Raw genomic sequence first — 19180 nt, 5'->3', positions numbered from 1 at the left:
CGCCTACTTTATCACTATTCCTTCTTCTCGCTCTCTTCGTCTTCGGGAACCGACCTGCTGGCGGTCAGCAGGAACGGCGACTGCTGCCAGCGGGTACGCTTGCCCTGAAGCAACGTGCGCGCCAGCACGACGCCAATCGCCAGCGAGAGTAACAGCATCAGGCGCAGAATATTGGTGGTGTTATCCACCTGCTTAGCTTCTGTTGGCAGGGTGTGGGTATCCAGCGTCAGGCGCAGATACCCCAGCGGGCCATTTTTACCCTGAACGGGTTCGACAATCTGCTGGTTGAAATAGCCTCCGGCTTTTTTGCCGTCCAGCGCCAGCCTGTCGCGCACGTCGACGTGCTCACCGGCGCGGGCAATCAGGTCGCCTTTTTCATCGTACACGCCCGCATCCAGAATGCGGCTGTTTTCCGTGAGCTGACGCAAGACCTGGCCTATCCGCTTATCGTCCGGCGTTTCATTGCGCATCAGGGGCGCAACGTTGAGCGTCACTTGACGCGCCAGGGTACGGGCCAGCTCTTCAAACTGCGGGTTGCGCTGCCGCTGATGATTCTGGCTAAACCACGATGCCCCTTGCATCAATGCGACTAACAGTGCGAGACAGATCAGGACAATCACGGCGCGATGAAGCCGGAATTTCAGTTTTGCGCGAGCCATATTCCACCTGCTGAAAATTTAGGGCTTAATGTTGCCAGAAGTGATGGTTACAGGGTAGCCTCATGCGTTATTTTCCCTCTGGAACCTTCCGGCGCGAACAAAATTACAGGAGCTTTAATGCCGAACATTACCTGGTGTGACCTGCCAACGGATGTCTCTTTATGGCCAGGATTGCCGCTCTCGTTAAGTGGCGATGAGGTGATGCCTCTGGATTACCACGCTGGCCGTAGCGGCTGGCTCCTCTATGGACGCGGTCTGGATAAGCAACGCCTGACCCAGTATCAAACCAAACTGGGCGCGGCGATGGTCATTGTTGCCGCCTGGTGCGTGGAAGATTACCAGGTCATTCGCCTCGCGGGTTCCCTGACGCAGCGCGCCACGCGTCTGGCGCATGACGCCGGGCTGGACGTAGCGCCTCTCGGCAAAATTCCGCACCTGAAAACGCCGGGTCTGCTGGTGATGGACATGGACTCTACCGCTATTCAGATCGAATGTATTGACGAGATTGCTAAACTGGCAGGCAGTGGCGAGCTGGTGGCGGAAGTCACCGAGCGTGCGATGCGCGGCGAGCTGGACTTCACCGCCAGCCTGCGCCAGCGCGTGGCGACCCTGAAAGGGGCCGATGCTAACATCCTGCGCCAGGTGCGCGACGTGCTGCCGCTGATGCCGGGGCTGACGCAGCTGGTGCTGAAGCTCCAGTCCCTCGGCTGGAAAGTGGCGATCGCCTCCGGTGGTTTTACCTTCTTTGCGGATTATCTACGCGAGAAACTGCATCTGACCACGGTGGTCGCTAACGAGCTGGAAATCATGGACGGCAAGCTGACCGGCCAGGTGATCGGCGATATCGTGGATGCCCAGTACAAAGCCAATACCCTGACGCGCCTGGCAGAAAAGTATGAGATTCCGGTCGAGCAGACCGTCGGCATTGGCGACGGCGCGAACGATCTGCCAATGATCAAAGTGGCTGGCCTTGGCATTGCCTACCATGCCAAACCAAAAGTAAATGAAAAGACGGAAGTCACTATCCGTCACGCTGACCTGATGGGGGTGTTCTGCATTCTCTCCGGCAGCCTTAATCAGAAATAACGAGGTAAACCGTGGCGAAAGCTCCAAAACGCGCATTTGTCTGTAATGAATGTGGTGCGGATTATCCGCGCTGGCAGGGGCAATGCAGCGCCTGTCATGCCTGGAACACCATCACCGAAGTGCGTGGTGTGGCGGCTTCGCCGAGCGTGGCCCGCAATGAGCGCCTGAGCGGCTATGCGGGCAATGCAGGCGTGTCGAAGGTGCAAAAGCTTTCTGATATCAGCCTGGAAGCGCTGCCGCGCTTTTCCACCGGCTTCAAAGAGTTTGACCGCGTGCTCGGCGGCGGCGTGGTGCCGGGCAGCGCGATTCTGATCGGCGGTAACCCGGGGGCGGGGAAATCGACCCTGCTGCTGCAAACGCTCTGCAAGCTCGCCGAACAGATGAAAACCCTGTACGTGACGGGTGAAGAATCCCTCCAGCAGGTGGCGATGCGCGCTCACCGTCTCGGCTTGCCGACCGGTAACCTGAACATGCTGTCGGAAACCAGCATCGAGCAGATCTGCATGATCGCCGAAGAAGAGCAGCCGAAGCTGATGGTGATCGACTCCATCCAGGTAATGCATATGGCGGACATTCAGTCCTCGCCGGGCAGCGTGGCGCAGGTGCGTGAGACCGCCGCTTACCTGACGCGCTTTGCCAAAACGCGCGGCGTGGCGATTGTGATGGTCGGCCATGTGACCAAAGATGGCTCTCTGGCGGGTCCGAAGGTGCTCGAACACTGTATCGACTGCTCGGTGATGCTCGACGGCGACGCGGATTCCCGCTTCCGCACCCTGCGCAGCCACAAGAACCGCTTCGGCGCGGTGAATGAGCTGGGCGTGTTTGCTATGACCGAGCAGGGGCTGCGCGAGGTCAGCAACCCGTCGGCCATCTTCCTGAGCCGCGGCGATGAGATCACCTCCGGCAGTTCGGTAATGGTGCTGTGGGAAGGGACGCGCCCGCTGTTGGTTGAAATTCAGGCGCTGGTGGATCACTCGATGATGGGTAACCCGCGGCGCGTGGCGGTCGGTCTGGAGCAGAACCGCCTGGCGATCCTGCTGGCGGTGCTGCACCGTCACGGCGGGCTGCAGATGGCGGATCAGGATGTGTTCGTCAACGTGGTTGGCGGGGTGAAAGTCACTGAGACCAGCGCAGATCTGGCGCTGCTGCTGGCGATGGTCTCCAGCCTGCGCGACAGACCGCTGCCGCAGGATCTGGTCGTCTTCGGTGAAGTAGGGCTGGCCGGCGAAATCCGTCCGGTGCCGAGCGGCCAGGAGCGTATCTCCGAGGCGGCAAAGCACGGCTTCCGTCGGGCGATCGTTCCCGCCGCCAACGTGCCGAAAAAAATCCCGGAAGGGATGCAGGTCTTTGGCGTTAAGAAACTCGCAGATGCGTTAAATGTCTTTGACGACTTATAATTACGTATTCGATTTTGCAGGAGGCACCGTAATTTATGTCATCATTTGACTACATCAAGACCGCGATCCGCCAGAAGGGCTGCACGCTGCAGCAGGTGGCGGACGCCAGCGGCATGACCAAAGGCTACCTGAGCCAGTTGCTGAACGCCAAAATCAAAAGCCCCAGTGCGCAGAAGCTTGAAGCGCTGCACCGCTTTCTGGGGCTGGAGTTCCCGCGAATGCAAAAGAACATCGGCGTGGTGTTCGGCAAGTTTTATCCGCTGCATACCGGGCATATCTATCTGATCCAGCGCGCCTGTAGCCAGGTTGACGAGCTGCACATCATCATGGGCTACGACGAAACGCGCGATCGCCAGCTCTTTGAAGACAGCGCCATGTCGCAGCAGCCCACCGTGCCTGACCGTCTGCGCTGGCTGCTTCAGACCTTTAAATACCAGAAAAACATTCGCATTCATGCCTTTAACGAAGAGGGCATGGAGCCGTACCCGCACGGCTGGGACGTGTGGAGCAACGGCATCAAAGCGTTTATGGAAGAGAAGGGCATTGCACCTAACTGGATCTACACCTCTGAAGAGTCCGACGCGCCGCAGTTCCGCGAGCATCTGGGCATCGAGACGGTGCTGATCGACCCGAAACGCACCTTTATGAACATCAGCGGGGCGCAGATCCGCGAGAACCCGTTCCGCTACTGGGATTATATTCCGACCGAAGTGAAGCCGTTCTTCGTGCGTACGGTGGCTATTCTGGGCGGCGAGTCGAGCGGTAAATCAACGCTGGTCAACAAGCTGGCGAACATCTTCAACACCACCAGCGCGTGGGAGTATGGACGCGATTACGTCTTCTCTCACCTCGGCGGCGACGAGATGGCACTGCAGTATTCCGACTACGATAAAATCGCGCTCGGGCACGCCCAGTACATTGATTTCGCGGTGAAATACGCTAACAAAGTGGCGTTTATTGATACCGATTTCGTCACCACGCAGGCGTTCTGTAAAAAGTACGAGGGGCGCGAGCACCCGTTCGTGCAGGCGCTGATTGACGAATACCGCTTTGACCTGGTGATCCTGCTGGAAAACAACACCCCGTGGGTGGCCGACGGCATGCGCAGCCTCGGCAGCTCGGTGGACAGGCGCGAGTTCCAGACCATGCTGGTGGAGATGCTCAACGAGAACAACGTTGAGTTTGTGCACGTTGAAGAGTCAGACTACGACTCCCGTTTCCTGCGATGCGTCGAGCTGGTGAAGGAGATGATGGGGGAGCAGGGGTAATAACTTCCCCCTCGCCCTTTTGGGGTGAGGGGGGAATACCTCAGAACTCAACCACCACCTTCCCGCGCATATGCCCCTCCAGCACCTTACGGTGCGCTTCGGTAATGCTTTCCACGCTCAGCCCGTGCAGCGTTTCGCTGAGCGAGCTTTCCACCACGCCGTTATCTACCAGCTTCGCCACCTCATTTAAGATCTCACCCTGACGCGCCATATCAGCCGTCTTGTACATGCTGCGAGTGTACATAAACTCCCAGTGCAGGGCGGCGGATTTGGACTTCAGCTTGTCCTGGTTCAGCGGATGTTCATTCTCAACGATGGAACAAATATGCCCCTGCGGCGCAATCAGTTCACTGACCGCATCCCAATGCCCGTCGGTGTCGTTGAGGATGAAAATATAATCCACGAAGGTAAGCCCCTGCTTCGCCAGCTCGCCTTTTAGATCGCGGTAGTTGACCACTACGTCAGCACCGCGATCGCGGCACCATTGGGCGGAATCTTCTCGTGAAGCGGTTGCGATAATCTTCACCTTGCTGTTGTGCTTCGCAAACGGGATCGCCAGCGATCCCACGCCGCCCGCGCCGCCGATGATCAGCAGGGTTTTGTCCGCTTCGGCGTCCTGAATATTCAGCCGTTCAAACAGACCTTCCCACGCGGTGAGCGCAGTTAAGGGTAGCGCAGCGGCTGCCGCCCAGCCGAGGCTGGCAGGCTTGTGGCCGACAATGCGCGCATCTATCAGCTGATGAGTGGTATTGCTGCCCGGGCGGGTGATGTCGCCCGCGTACCACACCTCATCACCTGGTTTGAAGCCGGTGACGCCAGCTCCAGCGGCTTTGACGACCCCGCTGGCATCCCACCCCAGAATTCGCGGCTCGTTCAGCCCATTTTTGGCGATGCCTGCATGCACTTTGGTATCAACCGGGTTAATCGATACGGCTTTCACCTCTACCAGCAGATCGTGTTCGCCGGGCGTCGGCATTGGCGGGGTGATTTCAATGAAGGTGGACGGATTTTCTGGGTTAACGGCAATGGCTTTCACTGACATGGTGTGCTCCTCAATGGAATGCGTTTTGTTGAGGCTAGTCTATTAAGTGGCCAGTCGCATGATAAGATGGACAATCATGAACTCAGCGTTCGTACAGGGTGAACAATCATGTTTAAACAGCTGCAGGATATGGCGCTGTTTGCGCTGGTGGCGGAGATGGGCAGTTTTACCGCGGCGGCGCAGAAAGCCGAACTGCCGAAATCCAGCGTCAGCCAGCGGATCAGCCAGCTGGAGCAGCAGGTGGGGATCCGTCTGCTTAACCGCACCACACGCAGGATCAGCCTGACGTTCGCGGGCGAGCACTATCTGGTGCACTGTCGCGAGATGCTGGCGGCCAGCGAGCGGGCGGAGTACGCCATTCAGCGCCTGCGTGAAAACCCCAGCGGCCGGCTGCGTATTACCTGTCCGGCGGGGATTGGCGCGACCCTGCTGGCGCATATGAATGCCGAGTTTCAGCTTCGCTATCCTGACGTGTCGCTCGATGTATCGATCTCTGACGACGTGGTGGACCTGGTCGAGTCCGGTTTTGACGTGGCGCTGCGCACCGGCAAGCCGCAGGACTCCTCTCTGATAGGCAGAATGATCGGGCACTGCCCGCGTTACATGCTGGCCTCGCCGGATTATCTGGCACGCCGGGAGCCGTTAATCCATCCCCGACAGCTGGTGGAGCACCGCTGTATTACGCACCGGGCGTGGTCGGAGTGGCTGCTGCGAAGCGAGGGTGAGGATTACCGCTACCTGCCGGACAACGGCCACATGACCGATAATCTGGTGTACGCCCGCGAATGCGCGATTGCCGGGGCGGGGATCACGCTGTTACCCGCATTTCTGCTGGAAGATAAGATCGAAAAGGGGGCGTTGGTTCAGGTGCTGCCGGAATGGCGCGTTGAAGGTAACGATCTCTGGCTGGCCTATCCGAGCCGGAAGCTGAATTCGCCCGCGCTGATGAGCTATATCGAGTTTGCGATGCAGTTTGATGAGGTGAAGCGGTATTACGTGGGTGGGTGATGTTGTGCGGCCTGATGCCCTCACCCTGAATAAAAAACGGCAACCGAGGTTGCCGTTTTGCTTTTATTTCGCAATACGCTTGTACTTAATACGCTTCGGCTCCAGCGCGTCTGCGCCCAGCGTGCGTTTTTTGTACTCTTCGTATTCGGTGAAGTTACCTTCGAAGAACTCCACTTTACCTTCGTCCTGGTAGTCCAGGATGTGGGTCGCGATACGGTCCAGGAACCAGCGGTCGTGCGAGATAACCATGGCGCAGCCCGGGAACTCCAGCAGGGCGTTTTCCAGTGCGCGCAGGGTTTCGATATCCAGGTCGTTGGTCGGTTCATCGAGTAACAGAACGTTACCGCCCACCTGCAGCAGCTTCGCCAGGTGCAGACGTCCGCGCTCACCGCCTGACAGCTCGCCCACGCGTTTGCCCTGGTCGGTGCCCTTAAAGTTAAAGCGGCCAACGTAGGCGCGGCTTGGCATCTCGGTGTTGCCGATACGCATGATATCCAGCCCGCCGGAGACTTCTTCCCACACGGTTTTGCTGTTATCCATCGCGTCACGGAACTGGTCTACGGAGGCCAGCTTCACGGTTTCACCCAGGGTGATTGAGCCGCTGTCTGGCTGTTCCTGACCGGACATCATACGGAACAGGGTCGATTTACCCGCGCCGTTCGGACCGATGATGCCAACGATAGCGCCTTTCGGTACGGAGAAGGTCAGATCGTCGATCAGCACGCGGTCACCGTAGGACTTACGCAGGTTGGTCACTTCAACCACTTTATCCCCCAGACGTGCTCCAGGTGGAATAAACAGTTCGTTGGTTTCGTTACGTTTCTGGTATTCGGTGTTGTTCAGCTCTTCAAAGCGTGCCAGACGGGCTTTGCCCTTAGACTGACGGCCTTTCGCGCCCTGACGAACCCACTCCAGCTCTTTCTCGATAGACTTGCGACGGGCCGCTTCCTGAGACGCTTCCTGCGCCAGACGTTGATCTTTCTGCTCCAGCCAGGAAGAGTAGTTGCCTTCCCACGGAATACCTTCACCGCGGTCCAGCTCCAGGATCCAGCCGGCGACGTTGTCGAGGAAGTAACGGTCGTGGGTAATTGCCACCACGGTGCCTTCGAAGTCGTGCAGGAAGCGCTCCAGCCACGCCACGGATTCCGCATCCAGGTGGTTGGTCGGTTCGTCGAGCAGCAGCATGTCTGGTTTTTCCAGCAGCAGGCGGCACAGCGCCACGCGGCGGCGTTCACCACCGGAGAGATTCGCGATTTTCGCATCCCAGTCCGGCAGACGCAGGGCATCGGCCGCGCGCTCCAGCTGCACGTTCAGGTTGTGACCGTCGTGCGCCTGGATGATCTCTTCATATTTGCCCTGCTGAGCGGCCAGTTTGTCGAAGTCCGCATCCGGCTCGGCGTATTTGGCATACACTTCATCCAGACCTTTCAGCGCGTTAACCACTTCGGATACCGCTTCTTCAACGGATTCACGTACGGTGTGTTCCGGGTTCAGCTGAGGTTCCTGCGGCAGGTAGCCGATCTTGATGCCTGGCTGCGGACGGGCTTCACCTTCGATGTCTGTATCGATGCCGGCCATGATGCGCAGCAGGGTGGACTTACCGGCACCGTTGAGACCCAGCACACCAATTTTTGCGCCCGGGAAGAAGCTCAGCGAGATATTTTTAAGAATATGACGTTTCGGCGGGACAACTTTGCCGACACGATGCATGGTATAAACGAATTGAGCCACGTGGACTTCGCCTCTTTTATCGTAAATGAGAAGGAATTTCAGCCTCGAAGTGTAGCCTTTTTCACGCCCTAATCCCAGCCAGGAACGTCGGGAGTGTTAAAACGCGCAAGAAAGGTAAAAAAGTGTCCATGACGTGGCGCGTTGCTGGATGCCTGGTTAGCATAAGTTGTTGTGACTTTGACGTGGCAAGACGCTGCAATTGACGAAAAAACAATGAGGAAGAGCTTGTGGAAAAAGCCAAACGGGTGGTCTGGCGTCTGCTGGCTGCCAGCGTATGCGTAATGGCGGTAAGCCAGGCGGTGCATGCCGATTCACTGGATGAACAACGTAACCGCTACGCCCAGATTAAACAGGCGTGGGACAACAAGCAGATGGATACCGTGCAGGCGCTGATGCCGACGCTCAAGGATTATCCGCTGTATCCGTATCTGGAGTATCGCCAGATTACCGACGATCTGATGAACCAGCCGACCGTCACCGTGAATAATTTCATTCAGGCGAACCCGACCCTGCCGCCTGCCCGAAATCTCCAGTCTCGTTTTGTGAATGAGCTGGCGCGTCGTGAAGACTGGCGCGGCCTGCTGGCGTTTAGCCCTGACAAGCCGAATACCACCGAAGCGCAGTGTAATTACTACTATGCGAAATGGGCGACCGGGCAGCAGGAAGAGGCCTGGGCCGGTGCGAAAGATCTGTGGCTGACCGGCAAAAGCCAGCCGAACGCCTGTGATTCCCTGTTCGGCGCATGGCGCGCTTCCGGCAAGCAGGATCCGCTGGCCTACCTTGAGCGCATCCGCCTGGCGATGAAAGCCGGCAACACGCGTCTGGTAACCGCACTGGCAGGGCAGATGCCGTCCGATTACCAGACGATCTCCTCGGCGGTTATCGCGCTGGCAAACGATCCGAACAGCGTCCTGACCTTTGCCCGCAGCACGGGCTCGACCGATTTTACCCGCCAGATGGCGGCGGTAGCTTTTGCCAGCGTGGCGCGTGACGATGTCGAAAACGCGCGGCTGATGATCCCGCAGCTGGTGCAGGCGCAGCAGCTGAATGAAGATCAAACCCAGGAGCTGCGCGACATCGTGGCCTGGCGACTGATGGGCACGGACGTGACCGACGAACAGGCGCGCTGGCGTGACGATGCGATCATGCGCTCAAACTCGACCTCGCTTGTCGAGCGCCGCGTGCGCATGGCGCTGGGCACCGGCGACCGCCGTGGCCTCAACACCTGGCTCGCGCGTTTGCCGATGGAAGCCAAAGAGAAGGACGAATGGCGCTACTGGCAGGCCGATCTGCTGATGGAGCGCGGTCGTGAAGACGAAGCCAAAGAGATTCTTCACTCGCTGATGCAGCAGCGCGGGTTCTACCCGATGGCGGCGGCGCAACGGCTGGGCGAGGAGTACACGCTTAAGATCGACAAAGCGCCCGCTAACGCGAACCCCGCTCTGACGCAGGGGCCAGAGATGGCGCGCGTGCGCGAGCTGATGTACTGGAACATGGATAACACCGCGCGCAGCGAGTGGGCCAACCTGGTAACCAGCCGCACCACGGATGAAAAAGCGCAGCTTGCCCGCTATGCGTTTGATAATCGCTGGTGGGATCTGAGCGTGCAGGCGACGATTTCAGGCAAGCTGTGGGACCATCTCGAAGAGCGTTTCCCGCTGGCGTATAAAGATCTGTTTGACCGCTACACCAGCGGCAAAGATATCCCGCAAAGCTACGCCATGGCGATTGCCCGTCAGGAGAGCGCATGGAACCCGAAAGTTCGTTCACCGGTGGGTGCCAGCGGGCTGATGCAAATTATGCCGGGGACGGCGTCGCATACGGTGAAGATGTTCAACATTCCAGGTTATAGCAGCCCGTCACAGCTTCTCGATCCGGATACCAACATCAACATCGGCACCAGCTATTTGCAGTATGTCTATCAGCAGTTTGACAATAACCGCATCTTCGCGTCGGCGGCGTATAACGCCGGTCCGGGCCGCGTGCGCACCTGGCTTGGCAACAGTGCAGGACGCATTGACGCAGTGGCGTTCGTGGAGAGCATTCCGTTCTCGGAAACGCGCGGCTACGTGAAGAACGTGCTGGCCTATGACGCCTACTATCGCTACTTCATGGGGCAGAAAGATACCCTGATGAGCGATGCCGAGTGGCAGAGACGTTACTGATCGGCATGGGTTGTGTTATGCTGTACTCGCTAAAGAGTACAAGAGGCAGCATAACATGACCCAGCATTCCCCGTATTCCTCGGCAATGGCCGAACAGCGTCACCAGGAGTGGCTTCGTTTTGTGGAGCTGCTTCGCCAGTCTTACGAGCAGGATTTGCACCTACCCCTCATGCAACTGATGCTTACGCCGGACGAGCGTGAGGCGCTGGGCACGCGCGTGCGGATTATTGAAGAGCTATTGCGCGGTGAGATGAGCCAGCGCGAGCTGAAAAACGAGCTGGGCGCGGGCATCGCGACGATCACCCGTGGATCGAACAGCCTGAAGTCTGCGCCGGTTGAGCTGCGCCAGTGGCTCGAGTCGGTCTTATTGAGCGATCAACGATAAATGGCGTTATGAAACGGGCTCAGCGCCAGGATCACCGCCTGATGGTAAACCCCTGAACGCGTGAGCTTACCCGCCGTAAAGACGCCAATCGCCCCTTCTTTACGCCCAATCTCATCAATGCCGGTGTACTGTGACATCACCGGCCCGAGCGCTTCACCTGCACGGACTTTTTCCAGAATGATCTCCGGCAGCGGCAGGGTGGCTGAGCGCGCTTCGCCGCGCTGCTCACGGCTTTCAATCACCACCCAGCTAAAGGTTGCGCCTTCGTCGATGCCTGCTTCAATGGCGACCCAGAAGTCAGCCTTCGGGGCCGCGGCTTTTGCATTTGCCACGCGATTTCGTGCGCCAGCGCGCGTTTCCTCGCTGCCAAACGGCTGTTCAGGTACGCCACTCTCGACGCCGATGGCCTCAATATGGCAGGATCCTTCGCCGAAAATCTCTTCAAAAGCCTTTAGAATTGCCTGAATTTTGGCAGGATTGGTGGTAGCAGAGACAACATGGTGCATAATTAAGCTCGATTCAAAAAAAACTCATCGCAGTATAACGGAAAAAAAGCATGTTACAGGTATACCTTGTTCGCCACGGTGAAACGCAGTGGAACGCCGAGCGACGTATTCAAGGCCAGTCAGACAGTCCTCTCACCGAGAAGGGTGTGCAGCAAGCGTGGCAGGTGGCGGAACGCGCCAGAACGCTGGGCATTACCCACGTTATTACCAGCGATTTAGGTCGCACACAGCAGACGGCGCGCATCATTGCCGACGCCTGCGGCTGCGATGTGATGCTTGAGCCGCGCCTGCGCGAGCTGGATATGGGCGTGCTGGAAAAGCGCCATATTGATACGCTGACGGAAACGGAAGAGGGCTGGCGCCGCACGCTGGTGAACGGTACCGAAGATGGTCGTATTCCTGAAGGGGAATCCATGCAGGAGCTGAGCGTGCGTATGCATGCCGCGCTGGCGGAATGCCTCAAGCTTCCGGCAGGAAGCCGTCCGCTGCTGGTGAGTCACGGTATCGCGCTCGGCTGCCTGGTGAGCACCATTCTGGGGTTACCGGCTTACGCTGAGCGTCGGTTACGCCTGCGTAACTGCTCCATTTCCCGGATTGATTATCAGGAAAGCGCGTGGCTGGCGTCGGGCTGGGTCGTGGAGATGGCAGGGGACATTTCGCATCTCGATGCCCCTGCGCTTGATGAACTGCAGCGTTAACGACGGACAGGAATCAAGAATTCCATACGCAGATTGATTGGGCCTTCTTCCGGTTTGGCATCCTGCGCCGGGTAGTAGCGCTCGATATCCTGACCTTTACGGCGATTCAGATTCAGCATTGGCATGCAGGTCCCGTAAACGGTCAGGATAAACTCCTGGACGCCCGTACCCAGTCCTTCATACGAGAACATCACGTACTCGCCGCCTTCCAGCACGACCGGCTTCGAACCCTGAATGTAGCCATTCGCCAGCTCCGGCGTCAGCGCGGTGGTGTAAAACACCTCCTGCTCGTCGTCTTTTTCCTGGCTTGGGTGCGTTTCGTTGAGGCCATACAGGATCGGCGGAATGGCCGGCGCATGGCTCAGGAAATCGCGCCAGAACTGGACGCGCATCTGATGGCGGAACTCAGAAATCTGCTCCAGAGAGCACGAGTAGCTCTGGGTTGTACCGATCAGATGGGTTTCCGGCAGAGTGACCATTTCGTATTTCGGCATCGCGAACTCGCCCAGACGCAGCGGCGGACGCATGCCAAACGAGCTCCAGTCAGGCGAGCGGCGATAGAGCGCTGGCGTCAACGAGAACTGTTTTTTAAAGGCACGGGTGAAGGTCTGCTGCGAATCAAAACGGTACTGCAGGGCAATATCCAGAATTGGCCGCGCGGTCAGGCGCAATGCCACCGCAGATTTCGATAAACGACGTGCGCGAATATAGGCACCGATAGCATGACCGGTGACATCCTTGAACATCCTTTGCAGATGCCACTTGGAATAGCCCGCTTTAGCCGCCACATTATCCAGTGACAAAGGCTGGTCGAGATGACCTTCCAGCCAGGTGAGCAGGTCGCGAATAATTCCAGCCTGATCCATATACTATCCTCATCCTTAAAACAGCAGGTGCCTGATAACAGGTTAGCGGATAATAGCATTTTTTGATGTTTTAGCATTCAGTGTTTTTTTTGCGCATTAATGCCTTTTCTCTCTCATTTTGGGTGAATATATTCTAATCCTGTGATCTTGCTACATTTTTGACTAACGTGTTGAATAATCGCTCAATGCAATTTTAAAGAATGGTAACAATATGAAATACAAGACTTTGCTTCTTACTTCCCTGTTGCTGGTAGCGGGCCGTGCGGCGCAGGCGGAACAGATTGGTTCTGTCGATACCGTGTTCAAAATGTTCGGTCCGGACCACAAAATTGTGGTGGAGGCGTTTGACGATCCGGACGTGAAAAACGTCACCTGCTACGTCAGCCGCGCGAAGACGGGCGGTATTAAAGGCGGCCTGGGGCTGGCGGAAGACACTTCCGATGCGGCGATCTCCTGTCAGCAGGTGGGGCCGGTTGAGCTGAGCGATAAAATCAAAAACGGCAAAGCGCAGGGCGATGTGGTGTTCCAGAAACGGACCTCGCTGGTGTTTAAAAAGCTGCAGGTGGTGCGTTTCTATGATGCAAAACGCAACACCCTGGCCTACCTGGCGTATTCCGATAAAGTGGTGGAAGGGTCACCGAAAAACGCCATTAGTGCGGTGCCGATTATGCCGTGGCATTAATTCAGGGATGAACCATGCAACAACCTGTAGTCTGGCTGGTTGAAGACGAAACCAGTATCGCCGATACGCTTATCTACATGCTTCAGCAGGAAGGATTTGCAGTAAAAGCGTTTGAGCGCGGTTTACCGGTGCTGGAGGCGGCGTGCCAGCAGGCTCCGGCGCTCGCCATTCTTGACGTCGGGCTGCCGGACATCAGCGGCTTTGAGCTCTGTCGCCAGCTTCTGGCGCAGCATCCGTCACTGCCCGTGCTGTTTCTGACGGCACGCAGTGACGAAGTGGATAAACTCCTCGGCCTGGAAATGGGCGCAGACGACTACGTCGCCAAGCCTTTCTCCCCGCGTGAGGTGTGCGCCCGGGTAAGGACCATTTTACGGCGGATGCAAAAATCCGCCGCGCCAGCGGAGACGGTGCGTATTGGACAATTTGAGCTGAACGAAGCTGCCGCGCGAATTAGCTGGTGCGGTGAAGCATTACCGCTCACGCGCTATGAGTTTTTGCTGCTTAAAACCTTACTACAGGCTCCGGGACGGGTTTTCTCTCGGCAACAGTTAATGGACAAGGTGTGGGGCGAAGACGGCGACAGTTACGATCGTACCGTGGACACTCACATCAAGACCCTGCGCGCCAAACTGCGGGCAGTGAATGAGGAACTGTCACCCATCAGCACCCATCGCGGTATGGGCTATAGCCTGGGGCTTTATTAATGCGCATCGGAATGCGTTTGCTGCTGGGGTACTTCCTGATCGTCGCCATCGCCGCATGGTTTGTGCTGTCGATCTTTGTTCAGGAAGTGAAGCCCGGCGTGCGCAGGGCAACCGAGGGCACGTTGATCGATACCGCGACCTTGCTCGCCGAAGTTGGGCGTGAGGATCTTCTTTCGGGCAATGCGCAGCAGGGCAGACTGGCGCAGGCCTTTTTACAGCTCCATCAGCGGCCTTTCCGCGCCAATATCGGCGGCATTCATAAGGTGCGCAACGAGTATCACGTCTACATGACCGATGCGCAGGGCCGCGTCGTGTTTGATTCTGCCGGCCTGGCCGTGGGGCAAGATTACTCTCGCTGGAACGATGTCTGGCTGACGCTTCGCGGCCAATACGGCGCGCGCAGTACCCAGAGCCATCCCGACGATCCGGAGAGCACGGTGATGTATGTTGCCGCACCGGTTGTTGAGCAGGGCAAGATTATCGGCGTGCTGTCGGTGGGGAAACCTAACAGCGCGATGGCGCCGGTGATTCACCGCAGCGAGAGGCGGATTCTGTGGGCTGGCGGGGCGCTGCTTGGCATTGCTTTACTGATCGGTTTTCTCGTCGCCTGGTGGATCAATCGTTCCATCAGTACGTTATCGCGCTATGCCGACTCGGTGACCACTGATACGCCTCTCCCGCTGCCTAATCCAGGCAGTAGCGAACTGCACAAGCTGGCTCAGGCGCTGGAAAATATGCGTATTCGCCTTGAAGGGAAAAATTACATTGAACATTATGTCCATGCGCTGACCCACGAGCTGAAAAGCCCAATAGCCGCCATACGCGGCGCGGCAGAAATTCTCACCGAGCAGCCGCCGCCGCAGGTGGCCGCGCGGTTTATCGATAATATTCTGGTGCAAAACGCGAGTATGCAGTCGCTGGTTGAAAAACTGCTGACTCAGGCGCGGCTTGAAAATCGGGTCGAGATTACGCTCCAGGCCGTCCGCGTCGACCTGCTGTTTACACGGCTTGCCGACGCGCGTTCGGCGCTATTGGCGGCAAAAGAGATTGCGCTGACCCTCCAGCCCGCTTCGCTTCTTGTTGAAGGCGATCCCGACCTGCTCGAACAGGCGCTTGGTAATTTACTGGACAATGCTATCGATTTTACCCCACAGGGCGGTGCCATTGAACTGGCGGCCCGGGAAGAACAGGGGCAGATACGGCTGAGCGTCACCGACAGCGGAAGCGGGATCCCGGATTATGCGCTGGAGCGTATTTTTGAACGCTTTTATTCCCTGCCGCGCGAGAACGGGTTGAAAAGTAGCGGACTCGGGCTGGCGTTTGTTCAGGAGGTGGCGCGTTTGCACCACGGAGAAATTACATTGCGTAATCGTGATGAAGGTGGCGTGATAGCCACGCTGACACTTCACCGTCCCTTCACATAACTTCAAACTGGCCCCACACAGCCTGGTTACGCTCTCCACATCACAAAGGAGACGTAATGATGAAATCCCCCCTGTTCTGGAAAGTAAGCACCCTGCTGGGGTGCATCCTGCTGTTGTTAGTCCCACTGTTTATGGTGAGTAACCTCATTTCAGAGCGTGAAAGCTACCGCAACGATGTCGAAAATACGCTTCGCCAGAGCACCAGCGGGCCGCAAAAATTGGTCGGCCCGCTGATTGCGATCCCGGTAACCGAGGTTTTTTACAAGTTAGAGGATGAGAAAAAAGTCGAGTACAAGAAAAGCTATATGCATTTTATCCTGCCGGAGTCTCTGCGCGTTGAGGGTAACCAGCGCGTTGAGTCGCGAAATATCGGCATCTATGACGGACAGATCTGGAATACCGACCTCAACATAAAAGCCCGGTTCAACACGGAAAAAATGACGCAGCTGAAAGGGGAGTCGATGACCCTGGGGCAGCCGTTTATCGTTGTTGGCGTGGGCGATGCTCGAGGCATTGGCACGGTGAACGTCTCCAGTATCAACGGCGAGACGCTAAGTGTGGAGCCGGGTACAGGCGTGTATGGCGCGCTTCCCGGTATCCATATCCCGCTGACTGACAAGGCGCTGGAATTAAAAACGTTTGCTATGGATATTTCGCTGAATCTGACGGGAACAGGAAGTTTTGCCGTGGTACCTGTAGGACGTAGCAGTGAAATGGCGCTGAACAGCAACTGGCCGCATCCTGGCTTTATGGGTAATTATCTGCCGGTGAAGCATAAAATTGGTGACACCGGGTTTCAGGCGAACTGGCAGAGCAGCTGGTTTGCGAACAATCTTGAGAGCTGGTTCAATGGAAGCGAGTCGCCGTCATGGGAGTCGATCCCCGCCTTCAGCGTTACGGTAGCCACGCCCGCCGATCAGTATCAGCTGACTGACCGGGCGATCAAGTACGCCATTTTGCTGATTGCGCTGACGTTTATGGCCTTCTTTGTTTTCGAGACCTTAACCGGGCTGCGCCTGCACCCGATGCAGTATCTGCTGATGGGGCTGTCCCTGGTGCTGTTCTATCTGGTGCTATTGGCGCTATCAGAACATGTCGGGTTTACGCCAGCCTGGATAGTTGCAAGTTTGGTTGGTGCGGCGATGAACGGAATGTACCTGCAGGCCGTGCTGAAAAGCTGGAAGCGCAGCGGGTTGTTTGTGCTGGCTTTGCTGGGGCTGGACGTGGTGATGTGGTTCCTGCTGCGCTCGGAGGATAGCGCACTGCTGTTGGGGGCTGCGGTTCTCGCGCTGGCGCTGTTCGCCGTCATGTACCTGACTCGTCATTTCGACTGGTATTCGCTTTCACAGCCGAAGCGACCTGCGCCGCCCGCAGAGCCTGATAACGACACAATGCGGATCTGGAAATAAAAAAAACGGCGCAAATGCGCCGTTTTTCATGCGTTAACTGCGGGATTATTCCTGCAGATCACCGCAGAAACGGTACCCTTCGCCGTGGATGGTGGCGATGATTTCCGGCGTATCAGGCGTCGATTCGAAATGCTTACGAATACGACGGATGGTCACGTCTACGGTACGGTCATGAGGCTTCAGCTCACGACCGGTCATTTTCTTCAGCAGTTCTGCACGGGACTGAATTTTGCCCGGATTTTCGCAGAAGTGCAGCATCGCGCGGAATTCGCTGCGCGGCAGCTTATACTGCTCACCGTTCGGGCTAATCAGCGAACGGCTATTGATATCAAGTTCCCAGCCGTTGAATTTGTAGCTGTCGACGCTACGACGCTCTTCGCTGACCGTGCCCAGGTTCATGGTGCGGGACAGCAGATTGCGTGCACGAATGGTTAACTCGCGAGGGTTGAACGGTTTGGTGATGTAGTCATCCGCACCGATCTCCAGGCCAAGAATTTTATCAACTTCGTTATCACGGCCCGTCAGGAACATTAACGCGACGTTCGCCTGTTCACGCAGTTCGCGCGCCAGCAGAAGACCGTTTTTGCCCGGCAGGTTGATATCCATGATCACCAGGTTGATATCATTTTCAGAAAGGATCTGATGCATCTCTGCGCCATCGGTCGCTTCAAAGACATCGTAGCCTTCTGCTTCGAAAATGCTCTTTAACGTGTTGCGTGTTACCAACTCGTCTTCAACGATAAGAATGTGCGGGGTCTGCATGTTTGCTACCTAAATTGCCAACTAAATCGAAACAGGAAGTACAAAAGTCCCTGACCTGCCTGATACATGTCGCAAATTAACATGATCGGCTTAACGTGACTAAAGTACGTAATTGCGTTCTTGATGCACTTTCCATCAACGTCAACAACATCATTAGCTTGGTCTTGGGTACTTTCCCTTTGGACCCGACAGTGTCAAAAACGGCTGTCATCCTAACCATTTTAACAGCAACATAACAGGCTAAGTGACACCAGACACCCAATAAAACTACGCTTCGTTGACATATATCAAGTTCAATTGTAGCACGTTAACAGTTTGATGAAATCATCGTAGCCGAATGCTAGCCTTTGTCACAATTTTTCAATAAACCAACTAGTTGCGGAGATTGATTTATAAACAAAGCGAATCCAATCAGAACAGGGTATTCACGTTGCCATTATCATTATAAAACATAGGGATAATAGGCTTCTGTTAACATTCTAACTGATTGTTCAGACACAAAATAGTTTAGCGTCTTTAATTTGTTATGAAACGCTATTTCGGTGATTTGTGTTGCAAATTTGTAAATTCGTGCTGCGTAATATGTTGAAGTGCATCACACTTTTCTCCGCTAACTGATTAAAAAGAGAGCATAAATGCATCTGTCGATTGTACTGGTCGCTCCAGCCAGAGCCGAAAATATAGGCGCTGCGGCGCGTGCCATGAAGACCATGGGTTTTACCGATTTACGTATTGTGGACAGCACTGCGCACCTGGAGCCTGCCGCCCGCTGGGTGGCGCACGGTTCGGGGGATATTCTCGATAATATAACGACTTACGTTACGCTTGCCGACGCGCTGCATGACATTTCATTTACCGTTGCCACCACAGCACGCAGCCGGGCGAAGTTCCACTACTACGCCACGCCTGCTGAACTGGTGCCCATGCTGGAAGAGAAAAGCCAGTGGCTTGAGAAAGCCGCGCTGGTATTTGGTCGTGAAGATTCCGGGCTCACCAACGAAGAGCTTGAGCTGGCGGACGTTCTCACCGGTGCGCCGATGGTAGCCGATTATCCTTCCCTGAATTTAGGCCAGGCGGTAATGGTCTATTGCTATCAATTAGCTTCCCTAATGCAAATCCCTCAATCCCAGACAGAAGCCGCCAATGAAAATCAGCTGGCCGCGCTTCGTGCTCGCGTAGAGCGTCTTTTATCGAGCCTTGGCGTTGCGGACGATCAAAAAATGGCCGACTGGCTACAGCAGCGCCTTGGACGTCTTGAGCAGCGGGACACCGCCATGTTGCACCGTTTGCTACACGATATTGAAAAAAAATTGGCCGAGTAAAATGCTGTCATAAGTTTTTACTATGGCGAAATGGTCTGTCGTGGAGGGTTGCGGCTGGGGGATTCG

At 56.4% G+C, this 19180-nt stretch carries 19 protein-coding genes; 13 read left to right on the top strand and 6 right to left on the bottom strand.

The window, feature by feature from the left end:
• Positions 1-14 precede the first annotated feature (14 nt).
• Entirely contained in the window at positions 15-659 is a 645-nt protein-coding gene (locus A6013_RS11840; RefSeq protein ID WP_028015443.1) for a YtjB family periplasmic protein, read from the bottom strand.
• Between the two features lie 117 nt (positions 660-776).
• Here A6013_RS11840 and serB point away from each other — a divergent pair, with 117 nt between their 5' ends.
• The 3 genes from serB to nadR are packed head-to-tail and all read left to right on the top strand — an operon-like array spanning position 777 to position 4410.
• Positions 777-1745 carry a phosphoserine phosphatase gene (gene serB, locus A6013_RS11835; protein ID WP_028015444.1) on the top strand — a complete coding sequence of 323 codons (969 nt, stop codon included), beginning with the start codon at positions 777-779 and terminating at the stop codon, positions 1743-1745.
• An 11-nt stretch (positions 1746-1756) separates the two neighbouring features.
• Positions 1757-3142 carry a DNA repair protein RadA gene (gene radA / locus A6013_RS11830; RefSeq protein WP_003856523.1) on the top strand — a complete coding sequence of 462 codons (1386 nt, stop codon included), beginning with the start codon at positions 1757-1759 and terminating at the stop codon, positions 3140-3142.
• A gap of 35 nt (positions 3143-3177) precedes the next feature.
• Positions 3178-4410: a multifunctional transcriptional regulator/nicotinamide-nucleotide adenylyltransferase/ribosylnicotinamide kinase NadR gene (gene nadR / locus A6013_RS11825; protein WP_015572616.1), complete on the top strand. Its 1233-nt coding sequence runs from the start codon at positions 3178-3180 to the stop codon at positions 4408-4410.
• Between the two features lie 40 nt (positions 4411-4450).
• Here the strand turns inward: nadR and A6013_RS11820 are convergent, their stop codons facing one another.
• Complete coding sequence (locus A6013_RS11820; protein WP_049137695.1) at positions 4451-5452, bottom strand: zinc-binding alcohol dehydrogenase family protein; 1002 nt, start codon at positions 5450-5452, stop codon at positions 4451-4453.
• A gap of 108 nt (positions 5453-5560) precedes the next feature.
• Here A6013_RS11820 and A6013_RS11815 point away from each other — a divergent pair, with 108 nt between their 5' ends.
• Positions 5561-6460 carry a LysR family transcriptional regulator gene (locus A6013_RS11815; RefSeq protein WP_047367295.1) on the top strand — a complete coding sequence of 300 codons (900 nt, stop codon included), beginning with the start codon at positions 5561-5563 and terminating at the stop codon, positions 6458-6460.
• A 63-nt stretch (positions 6461-6523) separates the two neighbouring features.
• Here the strand turns inward: A6013_RS11815 and ettA are convergent, their stop codons facing one another.
• Positions 6524-8191: an energy-dependent translational throttle protein EttA gene (gene ettA / locus A6013_RS11810; protein WP_003856515.1), complete on the bottom strand. Its 1668-nt coding sequence runs from the start codon at positions 8189-8191 to the stop codon at positions 6524-6526.
• 227 nt (positions 8192-8418) lie between these two features.
• On the opposite strand from ettA, the gene sltY reads away from it, so the two are divergent.
• The gene (sltY, locus tag A6013_RS11805) at positions 8419-10356 is read left to right on the top strand and encodes a murein transglycosylase (RefSeq protein ID WP_069733115.1); all 1938 of its coding nucleotides are present in this window, start codon (positions 8419-8421) and stop codon (positions 10354-10356) included.
• A gap of 55 nt (positions 10357-10411) precedes the next feature.
• The gene (trpR, locus tag A6013_RS11800; protein ID WP_024907404.1) at positions 10412-10741 is read left to right on the top strand and encodes a trp operon repressor; all 330 of its coding nucleotides are present in this window, start codon (positions 10412-10414) and stop codon (positions 10739-10741) included.
• On the opposite strand, the gene yjjX is transcribed toward trpR, so the two are convergent.
• Positions 10732-11247 (bottom strand): inosine/xanthosine triphosphatase, encoded by a 516-nt coding sequence (gene yjjX / locus A6013_RS11795; RefSeq protein ID WP_041911281.1) that lies wholly within the window; start codon positions 11245-11247, stop codon positions 10732-10734. The two genes, trpR and yjjX, sit on opposite strands and share 10 nt — an antisense overlap.
• 50 nt (positions 11248-11297) lie before the next feature.
• On the opposite strand from yjjX, the gene gpmB reads away from it, so the two are divergent.
• Positions 11298-11945, top strand: a complete 648-nt coding sequence (gene gpmB / locus A6013_RS11790; protein WP_008502057.1) for a 2,3-diphosphoglycerate-dependent phosphoglycerate mutase GpmB — start codon at positions 11298-11300, stop codon at positions 11943-11945.
• Here the strand turns inward: gpmB and robA are convergent.
• Positions 11942-12811, bottom strand: coding sequence for an MDR efflux pump AcrAB transcriptional activator RobA (gene robA / locus A6013_RS11785; RefSeq protein ID WP_028015450.1), 870 nt, complete (start codon positions 12809-12811; stop codon positions 11942-11944). The genes gpmB and robA overlap by 4 nt on opposite strands.
• 211 nt (positions 12812-13022) lie before the next feature.
• On the opposite strand from robA, the gene creA reads away from it, so the two are divergent.
• Genes creA through creD form a run of 4 tightly spaced genes read left to right on the top strand, consistent with a single transcriptional unit; the run spans position 13023 to position 17030 of the window.
• A complete protein-coding gene (creA, locus tag A6013_RS11780) occupies positions 13023-13493 on the top strand; it encodes a protein CreA (protein ID WP_069733114.1) in 471 nt (156 codons plus the stop codon).
• A gap of 14 nt (positions 13494-13507) precedes the next feature.
• Complete coding sequence (creB, locus tag A6013_RS11775) at positions 13508-14197, top strand: two-component system response regulator CreB (protein WP_069733113.1); 690 nt, start codon at positions 13508-13510, stop codon at positions 14195-14197.
• The gene (gene creC / locus A6013_RS11770; RefSeq protein ID WP_069733112.1) at positions 14197-15621 is read left to right on the top strand and encodes a two-component system sensor histidine kinase CreC; all 1425 of its coding nucleotides are present in this window, start codon (positions 14197-14199) and stop codon (positions 15619-15621) included. Before creB ends, creC begins: the two co-directional genes overlap by 1 nt.
• A 56-nt stretch (positions 15622-15677) precedes the next feature.
• Positions 15678-17030 (top strand): cell envelope integrity protein CreD, encoded by a 1353-nt coding sequence (gene creD, locus A6013_RS11765; protein ID WP_069733111.1) that lies wholly within the window; start codon positions 15678-15680, stop codon positions 17028-17030.
• A gap of 45 nt (positions 17031-17075) precedes the next feature.
• Here creD and arcA read toward each other — a convergent pair whose 3' ends face one another.
• Entirely contained in the window at positions 17076-17792 is a 717-nt protein-coding gene (arcA, locus tag A6013_RS11760; RefSeq protein ID WP_003856501.1) for a two-component system response regulator ArcA, read from the bottom strand.
• A gap of 95 nt (positions 17793-17887) precedes the next feature.
• Here arcA and yjjY point away from each other — a divergent pair, with 95 nt between their 5' ends.
• Together yjjY and A6013_RS11755 are read left to right on the top strand one after the other, a co-directional pair.
• A complete protein-coding gene (gene yjjY / locus A6013_RS26805; RefSeq protein WP_085928893.1) occupies positions 17888-18028 on the top strand; it encodes a protein YjjY in 141 nt (46 codons plus the stop codon).
• Positions 18029-18427: 399 nt separating this feature from the next.
• Positions 18428-19114: a tRNA/rRNA methyltransferase gene (locus A6013_RS11755; protein WP_069733110.1), complete on the top strand. Its 687-nt coding sequence runs from the start codon at positions 18428-18430 to the stop codon at positions 19112-19114.
• Positions 19115-19180: the final 66 nt, after the last annotated feature.

It is taken from the genome of Enterobacter sp. IF2SW-B1 (genome assembly GCF_001743375.1).
Lineage (GTDB): Bacteria > Pseudomonadota > Gammaproteobacteria > Enterobacterales > Enterobacteriaceae > Enterobacter > Enterobacter bugandensis.
Note: the sequence above shows the minus strand (reverse complement) of the source record. Positions and strands in the feature narration are given on the sequence as shown.

Bases quoted from the DNA above. Each gene is read 5' to 3' on its own strand.
- A6013_RS11840 (WP_028015443.1), bottom strand. From the start codon at position 659: ATGGCTCGCGCAAAACTGAAATTCCGGCTTCATCGCGCCGTGATTGTC.
- serB (WP_028015444.1), top strand. From the start codon at position 777: ATGCCGAACATTACCTGGTGTGACCTGCCAACGGATGTCTCTTTATGG.
- nadR (WP_015572616.1), top strand. From the start codon at position 3,178: ATGTCATCATTTGACTACATCAAGACCGCGATCCGCCAGAAGGGCTGC.
- A6013_RS11820 (WP_049137695.1), bottom strand. From the start codon at position 5,452: ATGTCAGTGAAAGCCATTGCCGTTAACCCAGAAAATCCGTCCACCTTC.
- A6013_RS11815 (WP_047367295.1), top strand. From the start codon at position 5,561: ATGTTTAAACAGCTGCAGGATATGGCGCTGTTTGCGCTGGTGGCGGAG.
- trpR (WP_024907404.1), top strand. From the start codon at position 10,412: ATGACCCAGCATTCCCCGTATTCCTCGGCAATGGCCGAACAGCGTCAC.
- yjjX (WP_041911281.1), bottom strand. From the start codon at position 11,247: ATGCACCATGTTGTCTCTGCTACCACCAATCCTGCCAAAATTCAGGCA.
- gpmB (WP_008502057.1), top strand. From the start codon at position 11,298: ATGTTACAGGTATACCTTGTTCGCCACGGTGAAACGCAGTGGAACGCC.
- robA (WP_028015450.1), bottom strand. From the start codon at position 12,811: ATGGATCAGGCTGGAATTATTCGCGACCTGCTCACCTGGCTGGAAGGT.
- creA (WP_069733114.1), top strand. From the start codon at position 13,023: ATGAAATACAAGACTTTGCTTCTTACTTCCCTGTTGCTGGTAGCGGGC.
- creB (WP_069733113.1), top strand. From the start codon at position 13,508: ATGCAACAACCTGTAGTCTGGCTGGTTGAAGACGAAACCAGTATCGCC.
- creC (WP_069733112.1), top strand. From the start codon at position 14,197: ATGCGCATCGGAATGCGTTTGCTGCTGGGGTACTTCCTGATCGTCGCC.
- creD (WP_069733111.1), top strand. From the start codon at position 15,678: ATGATGAAATCCCCCCTGTTCTGGAAAGTAAGCACCCTGCTGGGGTGC.
- arcA (WP_003856501.1), bottom strand. From the start codon at position 17,792: ATGCAGACCCCGCACATTCTTATCGTTGAAGACGAGTTGGTAACACGC.
- A6013_RS11755 (WP_069733110.1), top strand. From the start codon at position 18,428: ATGCATCTGTCGATTGTACTGGTCGCTCCAGCCAGAGCCGAAAATATA.